We start from the raw sequence: 25,973 nt of genomic DNA, 5'->3' as shown, positions 1-25,973 counted from the left end.
GGGTGGCCGGATGCCGCACATCGCTTCCCGTCATCTCGCCGAGGGCCCTCGCGTGGGCATCCGCCACTACAGCTACGAGGACGGCGCCGAGTTCATCGCCCGGGCCCGGGAGAGCAAGGACCTCCACCAGCCGTGGCTGTTCCCGCCCACCACGGACGCCGCCTACGCCGGCTACGCGGGCCGGCTGATCGAGGACCGCACCAAGGCCGGGTTCCTGGTCTGTGAGAAGGACGGAGCGGAGCACGGCGGGGCGATCGCCGGGTTCATCAACATCAACAACATCGTCGAGGGCGGCTTCCAGTGCGGTGCCCTCGGCTACGGGGTGTTCGCGCACGCGGCCGGGCGCGGGCTGATGCGGGAGGCGATGGGGCTGGTCGTGGACCACGCCTTCGGACCGATGCGGCTGCACCGGCTGGAGATCAACGTCCAGCCCGGCAACGCCGCCTCCATCGCGCTCGCGCGCGGCGCCGGGTTCCGGCTGGAGGGCTTCTCACCCAAGATGATCTACATCGACGGGGCCTGGCGCGACCACGAGCGGTGGGCGATCACCGCCGAGATGCGCTGACCGAGCCACCGGAGCGGCCTTTGCGGAATCCTGACCGGCAGCTCCCCTGGTCAGCTCGCCCCGTGCCCGGTTCCATGGCGATCGTGACGAGGATCCGACGTGAGGTACTGAACCTGCCCGCGGCGGAGCTGGGCCCGGACAACCCGCTCCCCCCGCTCCGCCCCCTCGACGACGGGGGCACCGCTCACGCCTTTGGGGCGGTGGGGGACCACCGGGTCGACGAACGCGACCGGGAGGACCTGCCCGCGGACATGGCCCGGCAGATCGGCTACGAGCCGCTGCGCAGCCTGCTGCCGGTACGGATCCGCGACGGCTACGGCAGAACCCGCGCACCCCGTGCCCTCGACGCGCTCGTGATCGAGAACGACCGGCTGCGCGCCACCGTCCTGCCCGGCCTGGGCGGCCGTGTCGCCTCCCTCGTCCAGCTGCCCACCGGCCGTGAACTCCTCTACCGCAACCCGGTGTTCCAGCCGGCCAACTTCGCCCTCAACGGTGCCTGGTACGCCGGTGGCATCGAATGGAACATCGGTGCCACCGGCCACACCACGCTCTCCTGCGCCCCGCTGCACGCGGCCCGGGTCCCCGCCCCCGACGGCGGTGAGATGCTCCGGCTGTGGGAGTGGGAGCGGCTGCGCGACCTGCCCTTCCAGGTCGACCTGTGGCTGCCGGACGGCTCCGACTTCCTGTACGTCGGCGTCCGCGTCCGCAATCCGCACGAACGCCCGGCGCCGCTGTACTGGTGGTCCAACACGGCTGTTCCGGAGGACCGCCGGGTCGTGGTGCCGGCCGCGGAGGCCTGGGAGTTCGGACCGGACCGCAGGCTGCGCCGGGTGCCCGTTCCGCCGTACGACACCCCGCACCCGTACGCCACCGACTACTTCTACGACCTGCCGGACGGCCGGCGCCGCTGGATCGCCGCGCTGGACGCGGCCGGGCACGGGCTGGTGCAGACCTCGACCGACGGACTGCGCGGCCGGAAGCTGTTCGTGTGGGGCTCGGGCCCCGGCGGCAGGCGCTGGCAGGAATGGCTCGGCGGGCCCGGTACCGGCGGCTACCGCGAGATCCAGGCCGGGCCGGCCCGCACCCAGCTGGAGCACGTCCGGCTGGAGGCGGAGAGCGAGGTCTCCTGGCTGGAGGCGTACGGACCGCTGTCCGTGGCGCCGGGGACGGCGGCGGACCCGGTCACGCAGAGGGTCGAGGCGAGGCTGGCGGACGCCCTGCCCCGCGGCGCGCTCGACGCCGCGTACGCGGCCTGGCAGCCGTGTGCCGACACCGCACCCGGCGAGATCCTCGCGACCGGTTCCGGCTGGGGCGCCCTCGAAGTCCTGCGCACCGACTGGAAGCTGCCCGGCACGCCGTTCCCGGAGTCGACGCTCGGCGAGGAGCAGCGGCCCTGGCGGGAGCTGCTGCACACCGGCACGCTGCCCGAACCCCGTCGGGTCCGGCCGCCGGGCCCCACCCTGGTCGCCCCGCACTGGCGGGACATGCTGGAGACGGCCCCCGCGACCCCGCACACCGAGTACCACCTCGGCGTCGCCCAGTGGCACGCCGGCGACCGGGCCCAGGCCGTCCGCAGCTGGGAGCGGGCCCTCCGGCTCGCACCGTCCCTGTGGCCGCTGCTGCGCTGTCTCGCCGTCGCCGACCAGGAGTACGGGCACCACGAGCGGGCCGCCGAACGGTACGCCGACGCCTTCGACGACCTGAGCCGGGAGCGCCGCGACGACGGCGAGGCCTGGACGGCGGCGGCCGCCGCGCTCGGCCGCGAGGCACTCGAAGCGCTGCTGCGGGTGCGCCGGGCCGCGGACGCGCGCACCGTCTGGGAGGCCCTGCCCCCGGCCGTCCGGGAGCGCGGCCGGTTCCGGCTCCTCCAGGCGGAGCTGCTGCTCGCCGAGGGGCGGCGGGCCGCGGCCCGGGCCGTGTTCGAGGACGGGTTCGAGGTCGCCGACCTGCGGGAAGGGGCCGAAACCGTCGACCGGTTGTGGGCGCGGCTCGGTGACGGGCCGCTGCCCGGCCGCTACGACTTCCGGATGCGGCCGGGCAACCCCTGATCAGGCAGGGTGCTGATCGACGTACTCGAAGACCGAGCCGTCGGGATGCATCGCGAGCAGGTTGCGGCCGGCCGGGGTGGGCACCGGCCCTGCGAGGATGCGGGCGCCCAGGTCGTCCAGCAGCCGGTGGGCCGCCTCGACGTCCTGCACCGCGATCGTCGCGGTCACCTTGCGCAGCACCTCCAGCTCCGCCTCCGGGCCGCTCATCAGGAGGAAGGAGCCGACCGCGGCGACCTGGACGCCCCCGCGTTCGAAACGCAGGGCTCTGCCCCCGGAGAGGCGTTCGTAGAACGGGATCGCGGTTTCGAGGTCGTCGACGCAGATGCGCAGGGAGGCGCCCAGAATCTCCATGCGACGAGCCTAGTTGGCGCCGGGCGGGAAGAGGCCACCTCCGGTGATCTCCTGTTACGGCTTTTCCCGTCCGGGTACCCGGAGCGCATGGAACATCTGGATCATCTCGAACATCTGGACAAGGACCTCGTCGACGAACTGGCACAGGTCGCACGCGAGACCGTACGGGATGAGCTCCGCGAGCAGGGCCGCAAGCGGCGGCGCACCGCCCTGCTCTACGGCGCCTCCGGTGCGGTCGCCCTGTACGCCGGCGCGGCGGTGTCGGCCGCCGTGGGCCTGGCGCTGGCGACCGTGCTGCCGGGGTGGGCCGCGGCGCTGGTCACCGCCGCACTCCTGGGCGCGGTCGCCGCGCTGCTGCGGAAGGCCGCCCGGCCCAGCCACCCGCACGCTCCCCGCCGGGTCATCGGCGGCAGCGCCCCCGCGGGGCCGCCCGGTGGGCTGGGTCTGCCGTACCCGCCCGTGCCGGCGCAGCCGCCGGTACCGCCGATCACGCCGGTCACCCCGGTCACGCCCGACGCCGGCCCGGACGCACCGCGCCGTCCGGTCTGAGGCCCGGCACCCCCGCCGTGTGGCGGGCCGCGCACGCGCGCGGCCGGCCGCACGGCTCGGCGTGCGGCGGGCGGGGCGCTCTCGGCGGGCGGCGTTTGACGGTCCCGCCTACGGTTACGTGGGAAGCCTCGGAACCCGGACGCGTTCCCGGAGGCGCACCGTGAGCCGCCGACCCCGGACCGTGACCGCCTGTACCGGGTCCGCCGGAGCCGTCGAAAGCCTCCGGAACCGCTACGGACACTCCCTCCGAAGGAGTCTCATGAACACCGCCGAACTCGTCGAACTCGCCCAGCAGTTGCGTGTGGACAGCGTGCGGGCGGCCGCCGCGGCAGAGTCCGGGCATCCGACCTCGTCGATGTCCGCCGCCGACCTGATGGCCGTCCTGCTGGCCCGCCATCTGCGTTACGACTTCGACCGGCCCGCCCACCCCGGCAACGACCGCCTCATCCTCTCCAAGGGGCACGCCTCACCCCTGCTGTACGCCGCGTACAAGGCGGTCGGCGCCATCGACGACGCCGAACTGCTCACCTTCCGCAAGCTCGGCTCCCACCTGGAGGGGCACCCCACCCCGCGCCGGCTGCCCTGGGTCGAGACCGCCACCGGCTCCCTCGGCCAGGGCCTGCCGGTCGGCGTCGGCATCGCGCTGTCGGGGAAGCGGCTGGAGCACGGCCCCTACCGGGTCTGGGTACTGTGCGGGGACAGCGAGATGGCCGAGGGCTCCGTGTGGGAGGCCGCCGAGCACGCCGGGTACGAGCATCTCGACAACCTCATCGCGATCGTCGACGTCAACCGGCTGGGCCAGCGCGGACCCACCCGGCACGGCCACGACCTGGACGCCTACGCCCGCCGTTTCCAGGCCTTCGGCTGGCACACCGTGGAGGTCGACGGCCATGACGTGGACGCCGTCGACCGCGCCTGCGCCGAGGCCACGGCCACCGCGGGACAGCCCACCGCGATCCTCGCCCGCACCCGCAAGGGCCGGGGCGTCGCCGCCGTCGAGGACCGTGAGGGCATGCACGGCAAGCCGCTGCCGGACCCCGAGGAGGCCATCGCCGAACTGGGCGGGATGCGGGACCTCCGCCTCCATGTGCAGGAGCCTCCGGCGGCCCGCGCCCTGCACTCCGTGCCCACCGGCGCGCTCGAACTGCCCCGCTACGAGGAGGGGGACGAGGTCCCCACCCGCGACGCCTTCGGCAAGGCGCTGGCCGCGCTCGGCACCGCCCGCGCCGACGTCGTCGCGCTGGACGGCGAGGTCGGCGACTCCACCCGTACCGAGTTCTTCGGTAAGGAACACCCCGACCGCTACTTCGAGTTCTACATCGCGGAACAGCAGCTCGTGGCGGGCGCGGTCGGCATGGCCGTCCGCGGCTGGGTGCCCTACGCGGCCACCTTCGCCGCCTTCCTCACCCGGGCCCACGACTTCGTCCGCATGGCCGCGATCAGCGGCAGCGGGATCAACCTGGTCGGCTCGCACGCGGGTGTCGCCATCGGCCAGGACGGGCCCTCCCAGATGGGCCTGGAGGACCTGGCGATGTTCCGCTCGCTGTACGGCTCGACCGTGCTCTACCCCTGTGACGCCAACCAGACCGCCAAGCTCGTCGCGACCATGGCCGGGCTGGAGGGCATCCGCTACCTGCGCACCTCGCGCGGCGCGCACCCGGTGATCTACGGACCGGACGAGGAGTTCCCGGTGGGCGGATCCAAGGTGCTGCGCTCCTCCGACGCGGACCGGCTGACCGTGGTCGCCGCCGGGGTCACCCTGCACGAGGCGCTGAAGGCCGCCGACGCGCTCGCCGAGGACGGCATCCGGATCCGGGTCGTCGACCTGTACTCCGTCAAGCCCGTCGACCGGCAGACCCTGCGCCTGGCCGCCGAGGAGACCGGCTGTCTGCTCACCGTCGAGGACCACCACGAGGAGGGCGGGCTCGGCGACGCGGTCGCCGAGGCCTTCGCGGACGGCCGGCCGGTACCGCGCCTGGTACGGCTCGCCGTGCGGACCATGCCCGGCTCGGCCGCGCCCGACCAGCAGCTGCACGCGGCGGGCATCGACGCCGAGGCCATCGCGACGGCCGGCCGGATGCTGGTCGAAGAGGCGGTCGTGCGATGACCGGCGGCGCCGCGGCGGTGGTGGCGCCGACGGCCCGGCGCGGACCGCGACGTGAGGAGGGCCCATGACCCGACAGAGCGGACTCCGGTACGTCTACGCCCTCTGCCGCCCCTTCGCGGCGGCCCTGCAGGCCGAGCTCACCGGCGTGGCCGGCGCCCCGCCCGGGCTGCTCAGGCACCACGGCCTGGTCGCCGTCGTCAGCACGGTCCCCGAGGGCGACTTCGGCGAGGCGCCCCTGCGGGACCACCTGGCGGACCGCGACTGGCTGGCCGCGACCACCCGCGCCCACCAGGGCGTGGTCTGCGCGCTCAGCACGGTCACCACCCCGCTGCCGCTGCGGCCCGCCACGGTCTTCCCCGACGACAGCGCCGTACGGACCATGATGGAGACCCACGAGGCCGACATCCTGCACACCCTCGACCGGCTCGACGGCATGGTCGAATGGGGCGTCACGCTGTACGCCGACCCGCCCGAGGCGGCGCCCGCCGCGGAATTCGCCCGCACCCTGCACGAGCGGCTCTCCCGGCAGGCCGCGGATGTCCGGCTGCATCCCGCGCCGAGCGCGGTGCCGGCCGGTGTTCCGGAAGGGCATCTGCTGAACGCCGCCTACTTGGTGGCGCGCGCGGACTGCGAGGGATTCGTGGAACTGGTGGACCGCTGGAAGGACCAGGAACCGGGCGTGCGTGTGGAACTCGGCGGCCCCTGGGCGGCCTACTCGTTCACCGGCGACTTCACCAAGGCCTTCGCGAAGACCTGAGGAGACCGCTCCCGCGGCCCGAGGCCGAGAACTTGGCCTCGGGCCGCGGGAGCGGACTCACTTGCGGCAGAGGATCTCGCCGTGCAGGACGGTGAACCAGCCGTCGTCCTGGACCGCCCACTCCCGCCAGGCCCCGGCGACGGCCCGCAGCTCCCCGGCGGTCGCGTGGCCGCCCTCCGTGGCCCGCTCGGCGTAGGCGGAGGCGACCGTGCGGTCGGCCCACAGCCCGCCCCACCACGCCCGCTCCTCGGCCGTGCTGTACGTCCAGGTGCCGGAGGTGGCGGTGATGTCGGTCAGTCCCGCGGCCAGCGCCCAGGACTTCAGCCGCCGTCCGGCGTCCGGTTCACCCCCGTTGGCCCGGGCCACCCGCCGGTACAGCTCCAGCCAGTCGTCCAGGCCCGGCACCGCCGGGTACCAGGTCATCGCCGCGTAGTCCGAGTCCCGTACGGCGATGAAGCCGCCGGGCTTGGTGACCCGGCGCATCTCGCGGAGCGCCTGCACGGGGTCGCCCACGTGCTGGAGCACCTGATGGGCGTGGACCACGCAGAAGGTGTCGTCCGGGTAGTCCAGAGCGTGCACGTCGGCGACCGTGAAGTCCACGTTCGTCAGCCCGCGTCCGGCGGCGGTCCGCCGGGCCTGCTCCAGGATGCCCGGCGCGTGGTCGGCGCCGGTGACCCGGCCGTCCGGGACCAGTTCCGCCAGGTCCGCGGTGATCGTGCCGGGGCCGCAGCCGATGTCCAGGATCCGCATGTGGGGCTTGAGCGAACCGAGCAGATAGGCCGCGGAGTTGGCGGCGGTGCGCCAGGTGTGGGAACGCAGCACCGACTCGTGGTGCCCGTGCGTGTAGACGGCGGTCTCCTGCGGTTTCGACATGGCTCAGCCCCTTCGCTTCACACCAGGCGGACGGGGCCGGACGGCCCCGTCCCGCGGTGTCCGCCACGCTACGCCCGCATGCCGAATGATGAGACCCGCGTTCTACTATGTGGACTGACGTCCAGTCAGTGCGGACGGTAGACGGTCAGTGCCGCAGGCAGCTTGTCGATCGTCACCTCGCCCTTCACGTCGGTGACCTCACCGTCGTACGCGAGCGGGGTGCCGGTCTTGAGACCGGTCAGACGCAGTCGGCTCACCCGTACCTCCGCGTGCGCGGGGGAGCGGCTCAACGCGCCAGCGACGGCGGCCGAGAGCAGGCGCAGCGCGGGATGCCGGCCGCCGTGCACCACCCGCACGTCCAGCTGCCCGTCCGCCAGGTCGGTACGGCGGCCCGGCGTCAGGCCCATCCGGTGGTAGACGCAGTTGCCGACGAACAGCAGCCACAACGGGTGGGCCGAACCGCCGAGTTCGACCTCCAGCGGATGCTGGTCGGTGCGCAGCACGCGCAGCGCCGCCAGCACCTCGGCGGGCCGGCCGCCGATGCGGTGCGCCCAGCGCTCCCGCTCGCGCACCAGCTCCGGATACACCCCGAGGCTCAGCGTGTTGAGGAAGATGCCCTCCTTGCCCTCGCAGGCGAAACGGCCGACGTCCACCCGGACCGCCTCGCCGTCGCGCACCGCACGGCCCAGGCCCCGACCCCCCTCCACGGTCAGGTCATAGGCGAAGTGGTTGAGGGTGCCGCCGGGCAGCACCGCGAGCGGCAGGCCGTGCCGCAGCGCGATCCGGGCGGCCACGTTCACGGTGCCGTCGCCGCCGCACACCCCGAGCGCCTGCGCCCGCAGCGCCGCCTTCTCCAACTCGGCCCGCACCTCGGCCGGCTCGCACTCCACCAGTTCGGCCTTCGGCAACTCGTCGTGCAGCGCCCGGACCCGGTCGGAACTGCCCGAAGCCCGGTTGGCCACCACCACCAGCCCCTCCCCGTCGGGCAGCGCCGGAGCCTCGGCCCGGGGCTTGGGCGGCGGCCCGATCTGGCCCCGGGTCGGCACCAGCCGGCGCACGACGAACGCGGCACCCACACCCAGGGCCGCCCCCGCCAGCACATCGCTCGGGAAGTGCACGCCCGTATAGACGCGGGACATCGCGACGGAGAACGCCACCGGCGCCACCACCGCGCCCCATCCCGGGGACTCCAGGGCGACCCCGGCCGCGAACGCCGCCGCCGACGCGGCGTGACCGGACGGGAACGAGGTGGTGATCGGCTGCCGCTTCAGGTGCCGTACCGCGGGCACCGGGTCCAGAACCGGCCGGGACCGGCGCACCGAGCGCTTGCCGAGGGTGTTGATGGTCAGGGAGGCCAGGCTGAGCGACGCCAGGCCGCGGACGGCGGCCCGCCGCGCCCGGGGGGTGCGGGACGCCGCCACCCCGGCCGCCGCCGCGAACCACAGCAGGCCGTGGTTGGCGCCGCGGCTCAGCCGGGGGAGCACCGGCTCGGCGAACGGCCAGTTCCGCTCGGCCGCCACCTGGAACAGCCTCAGGTCGAGAGCGAGCAGCCGGTCGCGCAGCGCGTGCCGGCCGGGCTTCAGGACGGTCAGGTCAACATCTGGGCTCATGCGGGTCCGGTTACCCTGAAGTGGCTGTTTCGTGCCGGTACCCGGTGCGGTCGAGTGAGAGGACCCCTGGATGCGCCTGCTCCTCATACGTCATGGGCAGACCCCGACCAACGTCGACTTCCTGCTCGACACCGCCGTGCCGGGCCCCGGTCTGACCACGCTCGGCCGGCAGCAGGCGGCGGCCCTGCCCGAGGCCCTGGCCGACGAGGACATCGAGGCCCTCTACGTCTCCACCCTGACCCGCACCCAGCTCACCGCCGCGCCGCTGGCAGCGGCCCGCGGTCTCGTGCCCCTCGTCCGCGACGGCGTCCGCGAGGTCTCCGCCGGCGACCTGGAGCTGCTGCCGGGCCACTCCGAGCGCGGCCAGGAGTACATGCGGACCGTGTTCGCCTGGGCGGCCGGCGACACCGCGCTGCGCATGCCCGGCGGGGAGACCGGGAGCGAGACGCTGGCCCGCTACGACGCGGTGATCGCGGAGGCCGCGGCGAGCGGCGCCGGGACGGTGGCCGTGGTCAGCCACGGCGCCGCGATCCGGCTGTGGGCGGCGGCCCGCGCCGACAACGTCGACGTGGCCTTCGCCGCAGCCCGCCCCCTCGGCAACACCGGCGTGGTCGTCCTGGAGGGCTCCCCGGCCGACGTCTGGAAGGCGGTGTCCTGGGAGGGCTCGGTCGTGGAGGCGACGGGGGAGAGCGGGCCGGCGGGGGAGCCGGTGCCGTCCAGCGCCCAGTGACTTGCGTCACTGGGGGCGGATGTCCTCGGCCTCGGGCCCGGTGGGGGTTGCCGCGCCCGCTGACGAGGACGTCGCACAGATAACGGTTTGCCCCCGGCCAGGGGCGCCGCGCAGAATCCCTGACCATGGGACATCTGGAAGCCGCGCACCTCGAGTACTACCTCCCCGACGGGAGGGCGCTGCTCGGCGATGTCTCCTTCCGGGTCGGCGAGGGTGCCGCGGTCGCCCTCGTCGGACCCAACGGCGCCGGCAAGACCACCCTGCTGCGGCTGATCTCCGGCGAGCTGAAGCCGCACGGCGGCACCGTGACCGTGAGCGGCGGCCTCGGCGTGATGCGCCAGTTCGTGGGCTCCGTACGCGACGAGACCACCGTGCGTGACCTGCTGGTCTCGGTGGCACCCCCCGGCATCCGGGACGCCGCGTGTGCCGTGGACCGGGCCGAGCACGGCATCATGACCGTCGACGACGAAGCCGCCCAGCTCCGCTATGCGCAGGCACTGGCCGACTGGGCCGAGGTGCGCGGCTACGAGCACGAGACGCTCTGGGACATGTGCACGATGGCCGCGCTCGGCGTGCCCTACGACAAGGCCCAGTTCCGGCAGGTGCGCACCCTCTCCGGCGGCGAGCAGAAGCGGCTGGTCCTCGAGGCCCTGTTCCGCGGCACCGACGAGGTGCTGCTGCTCGACGAGCCGGACAACTACCTCGACGTCCCCGGCAAGCGCTGGCTGGAGGCACAGCTGGGGGAGACCCGTAAGACGGTCCTGTTCGTCTCCCACGACCGGGAACTCCTCGCCCGCGCCGCCGAGAAGATCGTCTCCGTGGAACCCTCGCCGACCGGCGCCGACGCCTGGGTGCACGGCGGCGGCTTCGCCACCTACCACGACGCCCGGCGCGAACGCTTCGCCCGCTTCGAGGAACTGCGCCGCCGCTGGGACGAGAAGCACGCCCAGCTGAAGAAGCTGGTGCTGAACCTCCGTCAGGCGGCCGCCGTCTCCCATGAGATGGCGTCCCGGTACGCGGCGGCACAGACCCGGCTGCGCAAGTTCGAGGAGGCCGGGCCGCCTCCGGAGCCGCCGCGCGACCAGGACATCAGGATGCGGCTGCGCGGCGGCCGTACCGGCGTGCGGGCCGTGACCTGCGCGGGCCTCGAACTCACCGGCCTGATGAAACCCTTCGACCTGGAGGTCTTCTACGGCGAACGGGTCGCCGTCCTCGGCTCCAACGGCTCCGGCAAGTCGCACTTCCTGCGGCTGCTGGCCGGGGAGGAGGTGGCGCACACCGGTCAGTGGAAGCTGGGTGCGCGGGTGGTGCCCGGGCACTTCGCCCAGACCCATGCCCACCCCGAGCTGCAGGGCCGTACCCTCCTCGACATCCTGTGGACGGAACACTCCCAGGACCGCGGCGCCGCGATGTCCCGGTTGCGCCGCTACGAGCTGACCCACCAGGCCGAACAGACCTTCGAGCGGCTCTCCGGCGGCCAGCAGGCCCGGTTCCAGATCCTCCTGCTGGAGCTGGAGGGTGTGACGGCGCTGTTGCTCGACGAGCCGACCGACAACCTCGACCTGGAGTCCGCGGAAGCCCTCCAGGAGGGGCTGGAGGCCTTCGAGGGCACGGTGCTCGCCGTGACCCACGACCGCTGGTTCGCCCGTGCCTTCGACCGCTACCTGGTCTTCGGTACCGACGGCCGGGTCCGGGAGACCCCGGAGCCGGTCTGGGACGAGCGCCGGGTGGAGCGCGCCCGCTAGACAGGCCCGGCGGCCCGGACCTTCGTACAGTGGAGGCAGGGATCCGGACCGCCGGTACGGACACGACGAGCGGGGTACCACCATGACCGGAGTCGACCCCAGCCGACTGGACGACCAGCAGCTCATGAAGGAGCTGGAGACCATCCACCGGACGCGCCACGACACGCTGCTGCACGGCTCCAACGACGCACTGCGCGCCCACAACGAGCGCATGGCCCAGCTGGAGGGCGAGTACCTGCGCCGCAACCCGCGCCGCATCGTCGCCGCCGGCCGCACCCGCGAGGGCGCCCGGGAGCGCAACTGCGCGGAGACGACGTCACCGCGCGCCTCCGCGAGCTGACCCGCCTCCTCGGCCTCAGGCCTTGCCGACCGCGGTGAGGAGGGCCTCGCAGAACGCCTTGAGGTCGTCCGGCTTACGGCTGGTGACCAGCGTGTTCGGACCGGCCGCGCAGACCTGGACCTGCTCGTCGACCCAGGTGCCGCCGGCATTGCCGATGTCGGTCCGCAGGCTCGGCCACGAGGTCAGGGTCCGGCCGCGCACGACTCCGGCCTCGACGAGCGTCCAGGGCGCGTGACAGATCGCGGCGACCGGCCTGCCCGCCTCGAAGAAACCCTTCACGAACGCCACGGCCCTGTCGTCCGTCCGCAGGATGTCCGGGTTGGCGACCCCGCCGGGCAGCACCAGCGCCCCGAACGAGTCAGCCGAGGTGTCCTTGACCACCTCGTCCACGGGGAACGTGTCCGCCTTGTCGAGGTGGTCGAAGCCCTGGACCCGCCCCGGCTCCGTCGACACGAGCACCGGCTCGTGCCCGGCGTCGGAGACCGCCTTCCACGGCTCGGTCAGCTCCACCTGCTCGACGCCCTCGGGCGCGGTCAGAAACGCGATACGCATGATGTTCGCTCCTTGCTCTGTCGCTCTGTCGCTCTGTCGACTTCCCGCCCGGTGTCGCGGTTCACTCCCCGCCGGCCACGGCCTCGGCCAGCTCCAGCAGGTTGCGGTAGCGCGTCGAACGCGGCAACCGGGACACCCGGTGGACCAGGGCGTCGGGGGCGTCGCCCCGGCGCAGCACCCGCACCAGCTCGCTCGGCTGCGCCGGGAAGTCGTGGCGGGTCAGGGAGCGGGCCAGTTCCAGCCGCAGGCTCGCCGGTGACGGCCGCTCGCTGCCCCACGGCAGCATCGGGGCGCGGTACATCTCCGGGTCGTCCTCGGCGGGCGGCTCCGGGTCGCTCCATTCCTCGGTGCGGGTCGGATGCCGGGACCTGAGCAGGCCCCGCAGTTCGTGCTTCATCTCGTCGTCCCGGTGAACACTCAGCCGGTCGCTGCCTCGCTGCATGTCTCCCTCCAGGTGGCTCGGGGTGCGCCGGACGCGTACCCGAGGGCAACGGGCCGACACGCCGGACTCGGCCCGAGCCGTCACCCGAACGAGTCGGCGTGTCGCGCGAATGGGGGTCGGCCGCGCGCGGCCCCGCGTGTCGCGGGCTGTGATGGCTGCGGGGGCACCAGCCGCGTGTCCCCGGAGTCGTAAGTTCCGAGGAGCCACCCCATGCGCCGTACCGCTCGCGCCCTGTCCGTCACCGTCCTGGCGGGTGCCGCGTTCGGCCTCGCCGGTACGGCCTCCGCGGCCGGCCCCGCCGCCGAGCCCAGCCCCGGCGTGGCGTGGCCCGGGACCACCGTCTCCGGGACCTGCGGGCCCGCCGGGGCGAACTGTCCGGCCGACGGCGGGGCGGTCCAGGGGGAGGAAGGCGGGGTGCCCCACGGAAACGGCCCCGTGGTGGCCGGTGAGGACGGCGCGGTCTCCCTGGGGGATGACGGCACGGCATCCCGCCTCGACGACGGCGCGGTGGCCCCGCGCGGCGACGACGGCGCGGTGGCCCCGCGCGGCGACGACTCCACCGTGCCCTGGGGCGACAGCGGCGCGGGCGCACGGGGCGAGGACGACGGCACGGCTGCCCGCGGTGACACGGGTACGGGCGGGCGGGGTGACACGGGTACGGGCGGGCGGGGTGACACGGGTACGGGCGGGCGCGGTGACGACGCCACGGGTTCTCGTGGTGACGTGGGCGGCGGGCGCGAGTGCGCCTCCTCCGATTCCTCCCGTTCCTCGCGTTCCTCCGGCTCCGGCCACTGCGCCGACGACGCGCCGACGGTGGAGCACGGGGTGGAGGCCGGGGCGGGCGGCACCTTCACGGACTCGGTTCCCGCACTGGTCGCGGGCGCCGTGCTGATCGCGGCCGCGGGCGCCGGCGCGGTGTACCGGCTGTCCGGCGTGAGGTCACGCGCGGACGGATGAGACGGCCGCCGGCGGGTACCCGGGGCGACCGCTCCGGCACCGTACGGGCCACCCGACGAGGAGCACGGCCCGGCCCGGACGGCACACGGCACCACGGACTGCGCGGAGGCGGACATGCGGCGGACGGATCCCGAGGGCCGGAGGCCGGCCCGGGACACGCCCGCGCGGGGCCACGGACCCGTACGGTACGGGCCGCCGCTGCCCGACGACGGGCTGCCCGTCCTGCCCGAACTCTCCGCCGCGCTGGCCGCCGCCGCGAGCCGTGGCGGGGAGGAACCCGTCGGCGGCGGGCCGGCACTGCTCGACGCGGCCCGCGGCTACTGGGAGCGCCGCGGGCTGCCCACCACGCCCGCGTGGGCGACCGCCGGACCCGGCGCCCCCGCGCTTTTGCTGGCCCTCACCGCCGCGCTCGGCGGCGACGTCCTGGTGCCGCGTCCCTGCGCCGCCTGGTGGGCCCCGTACGCCCGGCTTCTCGGCCGGCCCGCCTTCCACGTGGCCACCCCCGCCGAGTCCGGGGGAGTGCCCGACCCCTACGCGTTGCTGGAGACCGTGCGCCGGGTCCGGGACGAGGGCGGCGACCCCCGGCTCCTGGTGCTCTCCGTCGCCGACGACCCGACCGCCACCGTCGCACCGCCCGAACTGCTGCACGCGACCGTCGAGGCGGCCACCGGCGAGGGACTCCACCTGGTCAGCGACGAGACCTGGCGCGACACCCTGCACGCCCCGCACGCCACCGTGCTCCTCAGCCCCGCCGAGATGGTCCCGGACCGGGTCACCGTCGTCACCGACCTGGCCGGCGCCCTGCTGCCGGCCGGCTGGCCCGCCGCCGTCGCCCGGTTCCCCGAGGGCGACACCGGCAGTGCCCTGCACGCGCGCGTGCTCGACGTCCTCACCGCGCTCGGCGCCCGGCTCGCCGGACCGGTCGCGGTCGCGGCCGCCTACGCACTCGGCGAGCCCGAGCCCGTCACCACCCGTCGGAAAGCCGTCGTACGCCTGCACGCGCGGGTGGCCGCCGCCCTGCACGCCACGGTGGTCGACGGCGGCGGCGTGGCCCGGCCCCCGCAGGCCGGCCGGCACCTGTACGCCGACCTGGAACCCCTGCGCGCCGCGCTCGGTGTCCAGGGGGTGGGCGACGCACAGGAGTTGGAGGACTTCCTCACCGCCCGGCTCGGCAGGCCCGCGCCCGGCGGCCACCGTTTCGGCGACGACCTGCAGGCGCTGCGGGTCCGGCTCGCCACCGGGCCACTGCTGGGCGGCACCGACGCGGAACGGCTGGAATGCCTCACGTCCCCCGCACCGTTGGAACTGCCACACGTGCAACGTGCGTTGATGTCCTTGAGATCGGTACTCGACGAACTCCGCGACGACGCTCAGCGATGGGAGCCTCCTCGATGACGCAGCAGACGCATGAGTCAGGGTCCGCCACGACGACCGCCCCCACGACGACCGCCCCCACGACGACCGCATCCACGGCCACGGTCACGACGCCCGCCACCACGGCCCGGGACGACGCCGCCACCGCCCCGGCACCGACCCCCTGCCCGCCCGCGCTCCCGTCGCTCGCCGAACCCCGCCCGCTGGGCGAACTCCGTTTCTGGCCGCGGACCTTCCACGACCGTCTGACCGCACCCCTGCCCGGCCTCAAGGCCATGGCCCGGTTCGCCCGTGAGGGCTCGGTCCGCCCCGGTCGCGAGGGTCTCGCGGACATCCCCCGGCTGCCGTACGAGCCGGGGCCGCCGCCCCGCGCCGACGCCGGCACGGTCGCCGTCACCTGGGCGGGACACGCCAGTTGGGTCGTGCGGATCGGCGGCCTGACCGTCCTCACCGACCCCGTCTGGTCCCGCCGCATCATCGGCACCCCGGCCCGGGTCACCCCGGTCGGCGTCGCCTGGGAGACCCTGCCGCGGGTCGACGCGGTCGTCATCAGCCACAACCACTACGACCACCTGGACGCCCCCACCCTGCGTCGCCTCCCGCGCGACACCCCCGTGTTCGCACCGGCCGGCCTGGGCCGCTGGTTCCGGCGCCGCCGCTTCACGACCGTCACCGAGCTGGACTGGTGGGAGGCGGCCGAACTGTCCGGTGTCCGCTTCGACTTCGTCCCCGCGCACCACTGGTCCAAGCGCACGCTCACCGACACCTGCCACAGCCTCTGGGGCGGCTGGGTCCTCACCGCGGCCGACGGGCAGCGCGTCTACTTCGCCGGCGACACCGGCTACGGCCACTGGTTCTCCCGCATCGGCGGCCGCTACCCCGGTATCGACCTGGCCCTGATGCCCATCGGCGCCTACGACCCCCGCTGGTGGCTGAGCGACGTCCACCTGGATCCGGAGGAGGCGGTCCGGGCGACGGAGGACCTGGGGGCGAGACGGATGGCCCCCATGCACTGGGGCACCTTCATCCTCTCCGCGGAGCCGGTCCTCGAGCCGCTGACGCGGGTGCGGGCGGCCTGGGAGAAGGCGGGCCTGGACCGGGAGGACCTGTGGGACCTGCCGGTAGGAGGGTCGAGGGTGCTCGAACGGACTCCGGTCGAACGCGCCCTTGACTGAGGTGCACCTGCGCCCCGCGCGCACCGTCACGCGGCGGGCCGGACCCGCCGCCACAGACTCGGAGCCACACTGATGATCACGGTCAGCGCGACCGCCAGCACAACCCCCTCCCACGGCTCCGGGAACAACGACCCGCCCAGGATCCCGATCAGCTGATAGGTCGCCGCCCAGGCCACACAGGCCGGCGCGTTGCCCCGCGCGAACCGCCGCAGCGGCCACTCCGCCAGCAGACACGCCAGCATCACCGGTATCCGCCCGGCCGGCACCAGGCGCGACAGCACCAGCACCAGCACGCCGTGCTCGGACAACTTCGCCTGCGCCTGCTCCAGCCGGTCCTCCGGTGCCCGCGACCGGATCGCCGCCAGCCATCGCGACCCGTTCTTCGACCTCATCCCGCGCCGCCCCAGCCAGTACAGCGCGGCATCCCCGAGGAAGGCGGCCAGCGACGCCGTCACCAGCACCAGTGCCAGCGCGAAGGGCGCCGTCTGGTGAAAGGCCACCACCGCCGCCGAGCTCACCAGCGCCCCCGTCGGCACCACCGGCACCAGCGCCCCGATCAGGACCAGCAGGAACAGCGTCGGATAGCCGATCGCCTGCTGCGCGGACTCGGTCGACGAGGTGGCCGCCGTGGCACCGGCGGCGGTCACCACCATCAGCAGTCTCACCGTGCGGCCTCCAGTCGCACGCCCTCCCCGTGACCGAGCTTGTGCACCGCCACCCGTGGCGCGTACTCCGCCGCGAGGCGAACGAACTCGTCGCCCGGCGCGTGGAACTCGTGCGGGCGCACCCCGTCCATACCGATCGGCCAGTACGTCCCGTAGTGCACCGGCACCGCACTGCGCGGCTCCAGCAGGGCCAGCGCCCGCGCCGCCCGTCCGGCGTCGAGATGCCCCTCCCCGAGGTGGGGCCCCCAGCCGCCGACCGGCAGCAGGGCCACGTCCACCGGACCGACCGCCTCGGCCATCTCGTCGAACAGCCCGGTGTCCCCGGCGAAGTACGTCCGTGCCGCGCCCTCGACGACATATCCGAGGGCGGGGGAGCGGTGCGGGCCGACCGGCAGCCGGCGCCCGTCGTGACGTGCGGGCACGACGCGTACGACCAGCGGGCCGACGGATATCTCGTCCCCGACGCCGACCTCGGTGATCCGCAGCTGCCGGAGCCGGCGGAGCGCGGGCACCGCGCGTGGTGCGCCCCGGGGCACGAGCAGGCGCGTGCCCGGGGCGAGCCCGGTCAGCGAGGGCACGTGCAGGTGGTCGGCGTGCAGGTGGGAGACGAGCGCGAGGTCCGCACGACGGGCCTCGGGCGGCGGCGGGGCACCCCGGCGGCGGCGCAGGTGCGCGAGCCGGCGCGCGAACAGAGGATCGGTGAGCAGGCGTACGCCCGAATCCTCGATCGTGCAGGTGGCGTGACCCCACCAGGTGATCTCCACCGGCACCTCTTTGCCTCCTTCGCGCGACTCCCCGAAGCCTACGTGCAGGAGTAGGGTCGGCGGCGAAACCCGGAGGTGAGGCCGGAGGTGAGGGGGGACGCCATGGGACAGGCGCGGGGTGCCCGGGGCGGGCTCGCGCCGGTGCGGGTGACCGCCATCGCGAGTCTGACGCCCCTGGAGGAACTGGAGATCGACCCCTTCCTGGTCGACTCCCGCAGCCAGCACGCCATGTGCGCGCGCTGGGCCGTGGAACACGGGTACGTCATCGCGCGGGAACTGCTGGTCCGGGGGCTGCGCCACGACCACAGCGCCCTGTGGGCGGGCGTCCGGCCAGGCCTCGACGTCTTCGTCGCGCCGAGCAGACGGGTGCTGGAGAGCGCGCTGTCCTCGGTCGAGGACTTCACGGCGGAATGCGCGAGACGCGGGGTGCGGGTGGAGACGGTGGGGCGGGCCGAGCCCTGCTACGACGCCCAGATGAAGGCGCGGGTCCACCGGCGACTGTCGATGCCGACGGCAGGGTACGACGGGAGGTGAGCCCGCTCGCGCCCACGGCCGTGTGACAGGGTTGGCGGCAGCAGACCCGCTGCCGGGGCGGGTCGCGGACGTGAGGTCGGTGGGGCGTGCGGTGGCGGCGGGTCGTCAGTCAGATCGGGCGGAGCGTCGTGGTGTGGGCGGTGTCCACCCTGACCATGCTGGTCCTCGCCGGGATCCTGCCCGACTTCCAGCTCCAGTCCGCCGACGGTGACAGCGCCACCCGCATCGCGGTGACCGCGGCCCTCGGCGCCGGTGCCTTCGGTGTGCTGTCGGCCGTCGTATGGCCCCTTCTCGTACGTCTCCTGCTGCTGGTGCCCGCCCTCGTCCTCGGCCTGCTGGTCTTCTTCCTCAACGGCTCCCTCCTGCTGGTCGCCCTGCGCATCAACCCCTCGGGGCAGAGCGAGGCCGCCCCGGAGACCGCCGTCATCGTGGCCGCCGTGATGTCCGCCGTCGCCTCCGCGACCGGCGGTGCCCTCGCCGTCCGCGACGACGACGCCTACCGCAGCCGGCTCTCCCGGCTGGCCACCCGGCGCCGCGGTTCCCGCCCGCCCTGCGCGGCCACCCCCGGCACCCTCTTCCTCCAGTTCGACGGTGTCGGCCACGACGTCCTCACCGCCGCCGTCGCCAAGGGCCTGATGCCCACGACGGCGGGATGGCTGGACTCCACCCACCGGCTCACCCCCTGGCGCACCGACTGGTCCAGCCAGACCGGCGCCAGCCAGCTGGGCATCCTGCACGGCTCCACCTTCGACGTCCCGGCCTTCCGGTGGTACGAGAAGGACAGCCGGGAGGTCATGGTCTGCAACCGGCCGACCAGCGCCGCCGAACTCCAGCGCCGTGCCGTCGAGCACACGGCCGACGGGGGCCTGCTCACCCTGGACGGCGCCAGCCGCGGCAACCTCTTCAGCGGCGGCGCCGACGAACAGGCCCTCGTGCTGTCCATAGCCACCCGGCGCCGCGGACGGGAGAACCGTTCCCGCGCCGGGTACTTCGCCTACTTCTCCGACCCGGCCAACGCGGTCCGCACCGCGCTCTCCTTCTTCGCCGAGGCCGGCCGTGAGATCGGCCAGTCCGTCACGGCCCGGATGCGCAAGCAGCGGCCGCGCGTCGGACGCGGCGGTCTCTACCCCTTCGTGCGCGCCTTCGCCACCGTCGTCGAACGCGATGTCGTCGTCGCCGCGGTCATGGGCGACCTGCTCGCCGGCCGCACCGCCGTCTACGCCGACCTCGTCGCCTACGACGAGGTCGCCCACCACTCGGGCCCGCACAGCCGCGACGCCGAGAAGGTGCTGCAACGCCTGGACCGGGCTCTCGCGCTGATCGGGAAGGTCGCCGAGCACGCGCCCCGGCCCTACCGGATCGTCGTTCTCTCCGACCACGGGCAGAGCCCCGGCGAGACCTTCCGCTCCCGGTACGGCCTCACCCTCGGCGACCTGGTCCGGGCCGGCTGCGGACTGCACGTGCCGCGCCGGGCCGAGCGGACGCACAGCGGGGCCGAGGCCCGGGCCGCCGTCCGCGCGGCGCTGCGCAGGCCGGTCGAGGAGGGCGGCGAGAAGCACCGGCCGGCCCGGGGCTCCGAACCGGTCGTTCTCGCCTCCGGCAACCTCGGCCTGGTCTCCTTCCCGGACGTGCCGCACCGCATGACCAAGGAGGAGATCGACGCCCGGTACCCGGCGCTGCTCACCACCCTCGCCAACCATCCCGGTGTCGGGTTCCTGCTGGTGCGCAGCGAGGAGCACGGCGGGGTGGTGCTCGGGGCGTACGGCGCGGAGATACCGCTGGACCGGCTCGACGGGCATCCGGGTCCGCTGGCCGCCTTCGGAGCGGGCACGGCGGACGCGGTGCGGCGGACGCACTCCTTCCCGCACACCGCCGACATCATGGTGAACTCGTGGTACGACCCGGAGGGCGGCGAGGTCCTCGCCTTCGAGGAGCAGATCGGGTCGCACGGGGGCCTGGGGGGAGCGCAGGGCAGGCCGTTCTTGTTGTCGCCGGTCTGCGTCTCCCAACCGGTGGCGGAGGGCGAGGAGCTGGTGGGGGCCGAGGCGGTGCACGGGGTGCTGAGGCGGTGGCTGCGGGAGGCGGACGGGCCGCAGGTGCCGGTGCCCGCCGGCGAGGAGACGGCCGCGTAGTCCGTTCACTGCGGGCCAGTGGGGGTTGTTCGCGCCCACGCGGCGGGGCCGTATATCGGCACAGCCCCGCGTCCCTGGCGCGGCGCTTCAGCCCGGCCCCGGATAAATCGGCTGCGTTCCGCTCGGCCCCGGCTCACACTGTTCGAGTCGCGAACCTCTCGAACACCCCCCAAGGAGACGCCTCTTGCAGGCTGCCGTCGCCGTCACGCCCGCCCGTATCCCCGAGCTGCTCCTCGGTCTCGCCACCGTGCGGCCCGTGTTCATCTGGGGGGCGCCCGGGATCGGGAAGTCCTCGCTGGTGCGGGCGTTCGCCGAGTCGCTGGGGCTGGAGTGTGTGAGCCTGCTCGGGACCCAGCTCGCTCCGGAGGATCTCATCGGCGTTCCGCAGATCCGGGACGGCCGGTCCGTCTTCTGCCCGCCCGAGGCGATCGCCCGGGACGAGCCGTACTGCCTCTTCCTCGACGAGCTGAACGCGGCCACGCCCGATGTGCAGAAGGCGTTCTACTCGTTGATCCTCGACCGCCGGATCGGCAGTTACGAGCTGCCGAAGGGGTCGATCGTCATCGGCGCCGGCAACCGGGCCACCGACAACGCCCTCGCCCGGCCCATCGCCTCCGCGCTCGTCAACCGGCTGGCCCACGTCCACCTGGAGGCCTCGGCCCACGACTGGCTCGCCTGGGCCGCGGGCAACGGCATCCACCCGTGGGTCCTGGACCACCTCACCGACCGGACCGACCACCTGTGGTCCAGGCCGCCGAAGACCGAGGAGCCGTTCTCCACCCCGCGCTCCTGGCACATGCTCTCCGACGCCCTGCACTCCTTCGGGCGCGACCTCGACGAGGAGACCCTGAAGGTCCTGGCGCACGGCATGCTCACCCCGGCCCACGCGACCGCCTTCTGCGGCTACGTCAAGATCGTGCGCAGCCGGTTCGGCATCGAGGCGATCCTCCGGGGCGACGCCGGCTGGCCGCACCGGATCGAGGACCGCGACCTGCTGTACTACCTCGCCGAGTCGTTCCGCGGGCGGCTGGTCAAGGAACTGCCCGCCGCCAAGGAGCACATGTCGGCGAACGGCCGGCAGACCGCGTACCGCGCCAAGTCGCTGCTCGTGCAGCTCGCCGAGATCTCCGTCGAGGTCGCCCAGACCGTCATCGCCTCCGACGCCGAAGGCAACCCCGTTCTGCCCTCCTGGTTCCTGATCGAGGCCGCCCGGGACATGCCCCGGCTGGTGGAGGCCCGACGATGAGCCCCAGCGGGCGCAAGGACCAGAAGAAGGCACCGAAGAAGGACCCGGCCGCGGAGAACTTCGCGGCCGGCGTCGAGCTGCTGCGCGCCAACCCGGCCCTGCGGGCGGTCGAGTTCACCATCTGCCGACACGAGAAGTGCGAACTGGCGCCCCACGAGGGGCTGGTACGGGCCGACTCCGACGGCGTCCTGCACGCCCACGCCACCAGACGCGCCGAACCGGCCGAGTGGGCCTGGGCGTTGGCCCACTGCACGATCCATCTCGGCTTCGGTCACCTGCCCGCCGCCACCGGGACACGCACCGAGCCCGACCAGTACGACCTCGCCGCCCGCTGCACCGTCGTCAACCGCTTCCTGGCCACCTTCCCGGTCGGCGAGGCACCGGACCACCTGCCCGCGTCCTACCCGGAGGGCGACGAGGACCGGCTGGCCGCCGGCTGGCGCCGCGTCGGCAGCGTCCCGGCCGCCTACGAGCGTGGCGGCACCAGCGGCGGCGAACCCGACCAGCTGCTCCTGACCTGGAACAAGTGGGCCGGCCAGGTCCCCGACTGGCAGGTCGCGTTCGCGCACGCGCTGACCCGGACCATGTCCCGGGCAATGGACCTGGCCGGTGGCCGCCGTGCCTCCATGACCGGGCCGCCGACCCCGCTGCGCCCCTGGGAACGGGCGCTCATCTGGTTCGTCTCCTCCTATCCGCTGCTCGGCGGGATCGCGGCCGGCATCAAGCTGGTCGCCGACGCCGAACTCGCCCGCGCCCACGACATCGCGGTGGCCGCCGTCAACCCGGAGGCCGGCGAGATCTACGTCAACCCGCTGCGCACCCTGGACGACGAGGAGTGGCGGTTCGTCCTCGCCCACGAGATGCTGCACGCGGCACTGCGCCACGGCGACCGACTCGGCGGCCGCGATCCCTACCTCTTCAACGTCGCCTGCGACTACGTCATCAACGGCTGGCTGGTCGAGATGCGCGTCGGCACCATGCCCGAAGGGCTGCTGCACGACCCCGAGTTGAAGGACCTCTCAGCGGAGGAGGTGTACGACCGGATCGCCGTCGACCTGCGCCGGATGCGGCGCCTGGCCACCCTGCGCGGCAAGGGGCGCGGCGATGTCCTGGGCGCGCCGCTCGGGCCGCCCGGCGTCTCGGTCGACCTCGACGAGTTCTACCGCCGGGGCCTCGGCCAGGGTCTCGACCTGCACCGGGCGCAGGAGCGCGGGGTCCTGCCCGGCGGCCTGGTCGAGGAGATCCGCGCCCTGAGCCATCCGCCGCTGCCCTGGGACGCCCGACTGGCCCGCTGGTTCGACGAGTTCGTGCCCCGGCCGGAAGCCGTACGGTCGTACGCGCGGCCCTCCCGCCGGCAGTCGTCCACCCCGGACATCCCGCGTGCCGGCCGCTGGTTCCCGCCCGAGGAGGTCGCCCGCTGCACCTTCGGCGTGGTCCTGGACACCTCCGGTTCCATGGACCGCACCCTGCTCGGCAAGGCACTCGGCGCGATCGCCTCCTACGCCGAGGCCCGTGACGTGCCGGCGGCCCGGGTGGTGTTCTGCGACGCCGCCCCGCACGACGCCGGGTACCTGCCGACGACCGAGATCGCCGGAAGGGTACGGGTGCACGGCCGCGGCGGCACCGTCCTGCAGCCCGGGATCGACCTGTTGCAGCGCGCGGACGACTTCCCGCCGGCCGCACCGGTGCTGGTGATCACCGACGGCTGGTGCGACGTGCTGCGGGTGCGGCGCGAGCACGCCTACCTCGTCCCCGACGGCCGTCGCCTGCCGTTCACCCCCCGTGGGCCGGTCTTCCGCGTGCGGTGAGCCGGGATGTGATCGGATGGGAGTGAGCGAAACCGGTTCACTCGCCTTCGTACGCCGAAAGGAACAACCATGGCCGTCACGCGCATCGCGCACACCGTGTGGGAGGGCAACCTCCTCGAGGGCAACGGTGTCATCAGCTTCGACTCCTCCGGTATCGGCGAGCAGCCGGTCACGTGGGCCTCGCGCTCCCAGGAGTCCAACGGCAAGACCAGCCCCGAGGAGCTGATCGCGGCCGCCCACTCCAGCTGCTTCTCCATGGCCCTCTCGCACGCGCTGGCCGGCGCCGGCACCCCGCCCACCAGGCTGGAGACCAAGGCCGACGTCTCCTTCCAGCCGGGTGAGGGCATCACCGGGATCCACCTGACCGTCGTGGGCACGGTGCCCGGCCTGGACGAGGCCGGTTTCGAGGCCGCCGCCGAGGGCGCCAAGAAGAACTGCCCGGTCAGCCAGGCCCTGGCCGGCACCACCATCACCCTGGACGCGAAGCTCGCCTGACCGTCCTTCCTCCTTCGGATGCCGCGTCCCCGCCACGGGGCGCGGCTTCGTCGTTCACGGCGCACCCGGCATTGACAACCGCTCGCTGTTGGTTTTGTGCTGGATTCGGGGAAGTGGCCGGGCGGAAGGGGACGGACATGGCACGTGCGGTCGGGATCGACCTCGGTACGACGAACTCGGTGGTGGCCGTGCTGGAGGGTGGTGAGCCCACCGTCGTCGCCAACGCCGAGGGGGCGCGCACCACCCCGTCGGTGGTGGCCTTCGCGAAGAACGGCGAGGTGCTGGTCGGCGAGGTCGCCAAGCGGCAGGCGGTGACCAACGTGGACCGCACCGCGCGCTCGGTGAAGCGGCACATGGGCGACGGGACCTGGCGGTTCCCGGAGAGCGGGAGCGTGGACGGCACCCGGTACCGGGCCCAGGAGCTGTCGGCGCGGGTGCTGCAGAAGCTCAAGCGGGACACCGAGGCGTACCTCGGCGAGGACGTCACCGATGCCGTGATCACCGTACCCGCGTACTTCGACGACTCGCAGCGGCAGGCCACCAAGGAGGCCGGGGAGATCGCCGGCCTGAAGGTGCTGCGGATCATCAACGAGCCGACCGCCGCGGCGCTCGCCTACGGCCTCGACCGGGGCGAGGAGCAGACGGTCCTGGTCTTCGACCTCGGCGGCGGCACCTTCGACGTCTCCCTGCTCGAGATGGGCGACGGCGTGATCGAGGTCAAGGCCACCAACGGCGACACCCGCCTCGGCGGCGACGACTGGGACCAGCGGATCGTCGAGCACCTGGTGAAACGCTTCAAGGGGCAGTACGGCATCGATCTCGGCAACGACAAGATGGCCCGGCAACGCCTGCGCGAGGGCGCCGAGAAGGCGAAGACCGAGCTGTCCTCGTCCACGGAGACGTCGGTCAACCTGCCGTACATCACGGCCTCGGCGGAGGGCCCGCTGCACCTGGAGGAGAAGCTGACGCGAGCCCAGTTCCAGGAGCTGACCGCGGATCTGCTGGACCGCTGCAAGAAGCCCTTCCACCAGGCGGTCAAGGACGCGGGCGTGCAGGTGTCCGCGATCGACCACGTGATCCTGGTCGGCGGCTCGACCCGGATGCCCGCCGTCACCGACCTGGTCAGGGAACTCACCGGCAAGGACCCGCACAAGGGCGTCAATCCGGACGAGGTGGTGGCGGTCGGCGCCGCCCTGCAGGCGGGCGTGATCCGCGGTGACGTCAAGGACGTGCTGTTGCTGGACGTCACTCCGCTGTCCCTGGGCATAGAGACCAAGGGCGGCATCATGACCAGACTGATCGAGCGCAACACCACGATCCCGACCCGCCGTTCGGAGATCTTCACCACCGCCGCCGACAACCAGCCCTCGGTGGGCGTCCAGGTCTACCAGGGCGAACGCGAGATCGCCGCCTACAACAAGAAGCTCGGCGTCTTCGACCTCACCGGCCTGCCGCCGGCACCGCGTGGAGTCCCGCAGATCGAGGTCGCCTTCGACATCGACGCGAACGGGATCATGCACGTCTCGGCCAAGGACCTGGCGACCGGGCGTGAGCAGAAGATGACCGTGACCGGCGGCTCCGCCCTCCCGAAGGACGACATCGACCGCATGATGCGGGAGGCGGAGCAGTACGCCGAGGAGGACCGCAAGCGCCGCGAGGCCGCCGAGACCCGCAACCAGGCCGAGCAGCTCACCTACCAGACCGAGAAGTTCATCCGCGAGAACGAGGACCGCGTACCGCCCGACACGAGGACCGATGTGGAGTCGGCGATCAGTGGACTCAGGACCCTGCTGGACCGCGACGCCGACACCGCGGAGCTGCGCCGGGGTGTCGAGCACCTGGCGACCGTCAGCCAGCGCATGGGCCAGGCCATGTACGCGGGTGTCTCCGGCGGTTCGGCCGAGGAGCGGCGTCCGGCCGACGCCGACGAGGGAGGCGTGGTGGACGCGGAGATCGTGGACGACGCCAGGGGAGAGGCCGGCTGAGTCAGCGGCGGGTGGTCGTCTCCCGGCCCCGGCGGTCCGGGCGGGGGTCCGGCCGACGGCGGTCCCGGCTGCGGCGGACCGGGTAGGGGAGGACGAGGCACCAGGGCGATCACGGCCGTGCCGATGACGGCGTGGATCCGGTGGAGGACCCGGACGTCCGCCATGACGG

At 73.7% G+C, this 25,973-nt stretch carries 24 protein-coding genes; 17 read left to right on the top strand and 7 right to left on the bottom strand.

The genetic code is table 11. The annotated features are described in order from the left end of the window. Positions 1–10: 10 nt before the first annotated feature. Positions 11–565 carry a GNAT family protein gene (locus tag ACFXI4_RS12995; protein ID WP_362731156.1) on the top strand — a complete coding sequence of 185 codons (555 nt, stop codon included), beginning with the start codon at positions 11–13 and terminating at the stop codon, positions 563–565. 74 nt (positions 566–639) lie between these two features. After that, complete coding sequence (locus ACFXI4_RS12990; protein ID WP_384990048.1) at positions 640–2,613, top strand: DUF5107 domain-containing protein; 1,974 nt, start codon at positions 640–642, stop codon at positions 2,611–2,613. Here the strand turns inward: ACFXI4_RS12990 and ACFXI4_RS12985 are convergent, their stop codons facing one another. Continuing rightward, complete coding sequence (locus ACFXI4_RS12985; RefSeq protein ID WP_384989970.1) at positions 2,614–2,964, bottom strand: VOC family protein; 351 nt, start codon at positions 2,962–2,964, stop codon at positions 2,614–2,616. 87 nt (positions 2,965–3,051) lie between these two features. On the opposite strand from ACFXI4_RS12985, the gene ACFXI4_RS12980 reads away from it, so the two are divergent. From ACFXI4_RS12980 to ACFXI4_RS12970, 3 genes are all read left to right on the top strand, one after another. Beyond that, complete coding sequence (locus tag ACFXI4_RS12980) at positions 3,052–3,513, top strand: phage holin family protein (protein WP_384989968.1); 462 nt, start codon at positions 3,052–3,054, stop codon at positions 3,511–3,513. Positions 3,514–3,772: 259 nt separating this feature from the next. Then, on the top strand, positions 3,773–5,620 hold the full coding sequence (locus ACFXI4_RS12975; RefSeq protein ID WP_384989966.1) for a transketolase: 1,848 nt from the start codon (positions 3,773–3,775) through the stop codon (positions 5,618–5,620). A gap of 64 nt (positions 5,621–5,684) precedes the next feature. Continuing rightward, positions 5,685–6,377 carry a GvpL/GvpF family gas vesicle protein gene (locus ACFXI4_RS12970; protein WP_384989964.1) on the top strand — a complete coding sequence of 231 codons (693 nt, stop codon included), beginning with the start codon at positions 5,685–5,687 and terminating at the stop codon, positions 6,375–6,377. A 57-nt stretch (positions 6,378–6,434) separates the two neighbouring features. On the opposite strand, the gene ACFXI4_RS12965 is transcribed toward ACFXI4_RS12970, so the two are convergent. Next, positions 6,435–7,250, bottom strand: a complete 816-nt coding sequence (locus tag ACFXI4_RS12965) for a class I SAM-dependent methyltransferase (protein WP_384989962.1) — start codon at positions 7,248–7,250, stop codon at positions 6,435–6,437. A gap of 125 nt (positions 7,251–7,375) precedes the next feature. Next, the gene (locus ACFXI4_RS12960) at positions 7,376–8,860 is read right to left on the bottom strand and encodes a bifunctional phosphatase PAP2/diacylglycerol kinase family protein (RefSeq protein WP_384989960.1); all 1,485 of its coding nucleotides are present in this window, start codon (positions 8,858–8,860) and stop codon (positions 7,376–7,378) included. 70 nt (positions 8,861–8,930) lie between these two features. Between ACFXI4_RS12960 and ACFXI4_RS12955 the strand changes: the two genes are divergently transcribed. From ACFXI4_RS12955 to ACFXI4_RS12945, 3 genes are all read left to right on the top strand, one after another. After that, entirely contained in the window at positions 8,931–9,590 is a 660-nt protein-coding gene (locus tag ACFXI4_RS12955) for a histidine phosphatase family protein (protein ID WP_384989958.1), read from the top strand. Between the two features lie 125 nt (positions 9,591–9,715). After that, a complete protein-coding gene (locus ACFXI4_RS12950) occupies positions 9,716–11,335 on the top strand; it encodes an ABC-F family ATP-binding cassette domain-containing protein (RefSeq protein ID WP_384989957.1) in 1,620 nt (539 codons plus the stop codon). Positions 11,336–11,417: 82 nt separating this feature from the next. Beyond that, positions 11,418–11,675: a DUF6158 family protein gene (locus ACFXI4_RS12945; RefSeq protein ID WP_384989955.1), complete on the top strand. Its 258-nt coding sequence runs from the start codon at positions 11,418–11,420 to the stop codon at positions 11,673–11,675. A 15-nt stretch (positions 11,676–11,690) separates the two neighbouring features. Here the strand turns inward: ACFXI4_RS12945 and ACFXI4_RS12940 are convergent, their stop codons facing one another. After that, complete coding sequence (locus ACFXI4_RS12940) at positions 11,691–12,227, bottom strand: type 1 glutamine amidotransferase domain-containing protein (RefSeq protein ID WP_384989954.1); 537 nt, start codon at positions 12,225–12,227, stop codon at positions 11,691–11,693. A gap of 61 nt (positions 12,228–12,288) precedes the next feature. Next, complete coding sequence (locus ACFXI4_RS12935; protein WP_384989953.1) at positions 12,289–12,669, bottom strand: DUF2795 domain-containing protein; 381 nt, start codon at positions 12,667–12,669, stop codon at positions 12,289–12,291. Between the two features lie 210 nt (positions 12,670–12,879). Here ACFXI4_RS12935 and ACFXI4_RS12930 point away from each other — a divergent pair, with 210 nt between their 5' ends. The 3 genes from ACFXI4_RS12930 (at position 12,880) to ACFXI4_RS12920 (ending at position 16,175) form a co-directional block, all read left to right on the top strand. Further along, positions 12,880–13,626, top strand: a complete 747-nt coding sequence (locus ACFXI4_RS12930) for a hypothetical protein (protein ID WP_384989952.1) — start codon at positions 12,880–12,882, stop codon at positions 13,624–13,626. 114 nt (positions 13,627–13,740) lie between these two features. Further along, positions 13,741–15,021, top strand: a complete 1,281-nt coding sequence (locus tag ACFXI4_RS12925; RefSeq protein ID WP_384989950.1) for an aminotransferase class I/II-fold pyridoxal phosphate-dependent enzyme — start codon at positions 13,741–13,743, stop codon at positions 15,019–15,021. After that, positions 15,018–16,175, top strand: coding sequence for an MBL fold metallo-hydrolase (locus ACFXI4_RS12920; RefSeq protein WP_384989948.1), 1,158 nt, complete (start codon positions 15,018–15,020; stop codon positions 16,173–16,175). The genes ACFXI4_RS12925 and ACFXI4_RS12920 overlap by 4 nt, the downstream gene beginning before the upstream one ends. Before the next feature lie 26 nt (positions 16,176–16,201). On the opposite strand, the gene ACFXI4_RS12915 is transcribed toward ACFXI4_RS12920, so the two are convergent. Together ACFXI4_RS12915 and ACFXI4_RS12910 are read right to left on the bottom strand one after the other, a co-directional pair. Beyond that, on the bottom strand, positions 16,202–16,828 hold the full coding sequence (locus ACFXI4_RS12915) for a DedA family protein (RefSeq protein WP_384990046.1): 627 nt from the start codon (positions 16,826–16,828) through the stop codon (positions 16,202–16,204). A gap of 8 nt (positions 16,829–16,836) precedes the next feature. Beyond that, the gene (locus ACFXI4_RS12910) at positions 16,837–17,610 is read right to left on the bottom strand and encodes an MBL fold metallo-hydrolase (protein ID WP_384989946.1); all 774 of its coding nucleotides are present in this window, start codon (positions 17,608–17,610) and stop codon (positions 16,837–16,839) included. 96 nt (positions 17,611–17,706) lie between these two features. Between ACFXI4_RS12910 and ACFXI4_RS12905 the strand changes: the two genes are divergently transcribed. The 6 genes from ACFXI4_RS12905 (at position 17,707) to dnaK (ending at position 25,804) form a co-directional block, all read left to right on the top strand. After that, a complete protein-coding gene (locus tag ACFXI4_RS12905; protein WP_384989944.1) occupies positions 17,707–18,138 on the top strand; it encodes a hypothetical protein in 432 nt (143 codons plus the stop codon). A gap of 131 nt (positions 18,139–18,269) precedes the next feature. After that, the gene (locus ACFXI4_RS12900; protein WP_362726820.1) at positions 18,270–20,270 is read left to right on the top strand and encodes an alkaline phosphatase family protein; all 2,001 of its coding nucleotides are present in this window, start codon (positions 18,270–18,272) and stop codon (positions 20,268–20,270) included. A 184-nt stretch (positions 20,271–20,454) separates the two neighbouring features. Then, a complete protein-coding gene (locus ACFXI4_RS12895) occupies positions 20,455–21,516 on the top strand; it encodes a MoxR family ATPase (RefSeq protein WP_362726814.1) in 1,062 nt (353 codons plus the stop codon). Further along, entirely contained in the window at positions 21,513–23,324 is a 1,812-nt protein-coding gene (locus ACFXI4_RS12890; RefSeq protein WP_384989942.1) for a hypothetical protein, read from the top strand. The genes ACFXI4_RS12895 and ACFXI4_RS12890 overlap by 4 nt, the downstream gene beginning before the upstream one ends. Positions 23,325–23,393: 69 nt before the next feature. Further along, positions 23,394–23,819, top strand: a complete 426-nt coding sequence (locus ACFXI4_RS12885) for an OsmC family protein (protein WP_384989940.1) — start codon at positions 23,394–23,396, stop codon at positions 23,817–23,819. 137 nt (positions 23,820–23,956) lie between these two features. After that, positions 23,957–25,804: a molecular chaperone DnaK gene (dnaK, locus tag ACFXI4_RS12880; RefSeq protein WP_384989939.1), complete on the top strand. Its 1,848-nt coding sequence runs from the start codon at positions 23,957–23,959 to the stop codon at positions 25,802–25,804. Positions 25,805–25,973: the final 169 nt, after the last annotated feature.

It is taken from the genome of Streptomyces sp. NPDC059224 (assembly GCF_042754285.1).
Taxonomy (GTDB): domain Bacteria; phylum Actinomycetota; class Actinomycetes; order Streptomycetales; family Streptomycetaceae; genus Streptomyces.
This window is presented reverse-complemented; position numbering and strand designations above follow the sequence as displayed.

What these genes read in the sequence shown, in the direction of transcription:
- ACFXI4_RS12995 (WP_362731156.1), top strand. Translation starts at nt 11, where the DNA reads ATGCCGCACATCGCTTCCCGTCATCTCGCCGAGGGCCCTCGCGTGGGC.
- ACFXI4_RS12990 (WP_384990048.1), top strand. Translation starts at nt 640, where the DNA reads ATGGCGATCGTGACGAGGATCCGACGTGAGGTACTGAACCTGCCCGCG.
- ACFXI4_RS12985 (WP_384989970.1), bottom strand. Translation starts at nt 2,964, where the DNA reads ATGGAGATTCTGGGCGCCTCCCTGCGCATCTGCGTCGACGACCTCGAA.
- ACFXI4_RS12980 (WP_384989968.1), top strand. Translation starts at nt 3,052, where the DNA reads ATGGAACATCTGGATCATCTCGAACATCTGGACAAGGACCTCGTCGAC.
- ACFXI4_RS12975 (WP_384989966.1), top strand. Translation starts at nt 3,773, where the DNA reads ATGAACACCGCCGAACTCGTCGAACTCGCCCAGCAGTTGCGTGTGGAC.
- ACFXI4_RS12970 (WP_384989964.1), top strand. Translation starts at nt 5,685, where the DNA reads ATGACCCGACAGAGCGGACTCCGGTACGTCTACGCCCTCTGCCGCCCC.
- ACFXI4_RS12965 (WP_384989962.1), bottom strand. Translation starts at nt 7,250, where the DNA reads ATGTCGAAACCGCAGGAGACCGCCGTCTACACGCACGGGCACCACGAG.
- ACFXI4_RS12960 (WP_384989960.1), bottom strand. Translation starts at nt 8,860, where the DNA reads ATGAGCCCAGATGTTGACCTGACCGTCCTGAAGCCCGGCCGGCACGCG.
- ACFXI4_RS12955 (WP_384989958.1), top strand. Translation starts at nt 8,931, where the DNA reads ATGCGCCTGCTCCTCATACGTCATGGGCAGACCCCGACCAACGTCGAC.
- ACFXI4_RS12950 (WP_384989957.1), top strand. Translation starts at nt 9,716, where the DNA reads ATGGGACATCTGGAAGCCGCGCACCTCGAGTACTACCTCCCCGACGGG.
- ACFXI4_RS12945 (WP_384989955.1), top strand. Translation starts at nt 11,418, where the DNA reads ATGACCGGAGTCGACCCCAGCCGACTGGACGACCAGCAGCTCATGAAG.
- ACFXI4_RS12940 (WP_384989954.1), bottom strand. Translation starts at nt 12,227, where the DNA reads ATGCGTATCGCGTTTCTGACCGCGCCCGAGGGCGTCGAGCAGGTGGAG.
- ACFXI4_RS12935 (WP_384989953.1), bottom strand. Translation starts at nt 12,669, where the DNA reads ATGCAGCGAGGCAGCGACCGGCTGAGTGTTCACCGGGACGACGAGATG.
- ACFXI4_RS12930 (WP_384989952.1), top strand. Translation starts at nt 12,880, where the DNA reads ATGCGCCGTACCGCTCGCGCCCTGTCCGTCACCGTCCTGGCGGGTGCC.
- ACFXI4_RS12925 (WP_384989950.1), top strand. Translation starts at nt 13,741, where the DNA reads ATGCGGCGGACGGATCCCGAGGGCCGGAGGCCGGCCCGGGACACGCCC.
- ACFXI4_RS12920 (WP_384989948.1), top strand. Translation starts at nt 15,018, where the DNA reads ATGACGCAGCAGACGCATGAGTCAGGGTCCGCCACGACGACCGCCCCC.
- ACFXI4_RS12915 (WP_384990046.1), bottom strand. Translation starts at nt 16,828, where the DNA reads ATGGTGGTGACCGCCGCCGGTGCCACGGCGGCCACCTCGTCGACCGAG.
- ACFXI4_RS12905 (WP_384989944.1), top strand. Translation starts at nt 17,707, where the DNA reads ATGGGACAGGCGCGGGGTGCCCGGGGCGGGCTCGCGCCGGTGCGGGTG.
- ACFXI4_RS12890 (WP_384989942.1), top strand. Translation starts at nt 21,513, where the DNA reads ATGAGCCCCAGCGGGCGCAAGGACCAGAAGAAGGCACCGAAGAAGGAC.
- ACFXI4_RS12885 (WP_384989940.1), top strand. Translation starts at nt 23,394, where the DNA reads ATGGCCGTCACGCGCATCGCGCACACCGTGTGGGAGGGCAACCTCCTC.
- dnaK (WP_384989939.1), top strand. Translation starts at nt 23,957, where the DNA reads ATGGCACGTGCGGTCGGGATCGACCTCGGTACGACGAACTCGGTGGTG.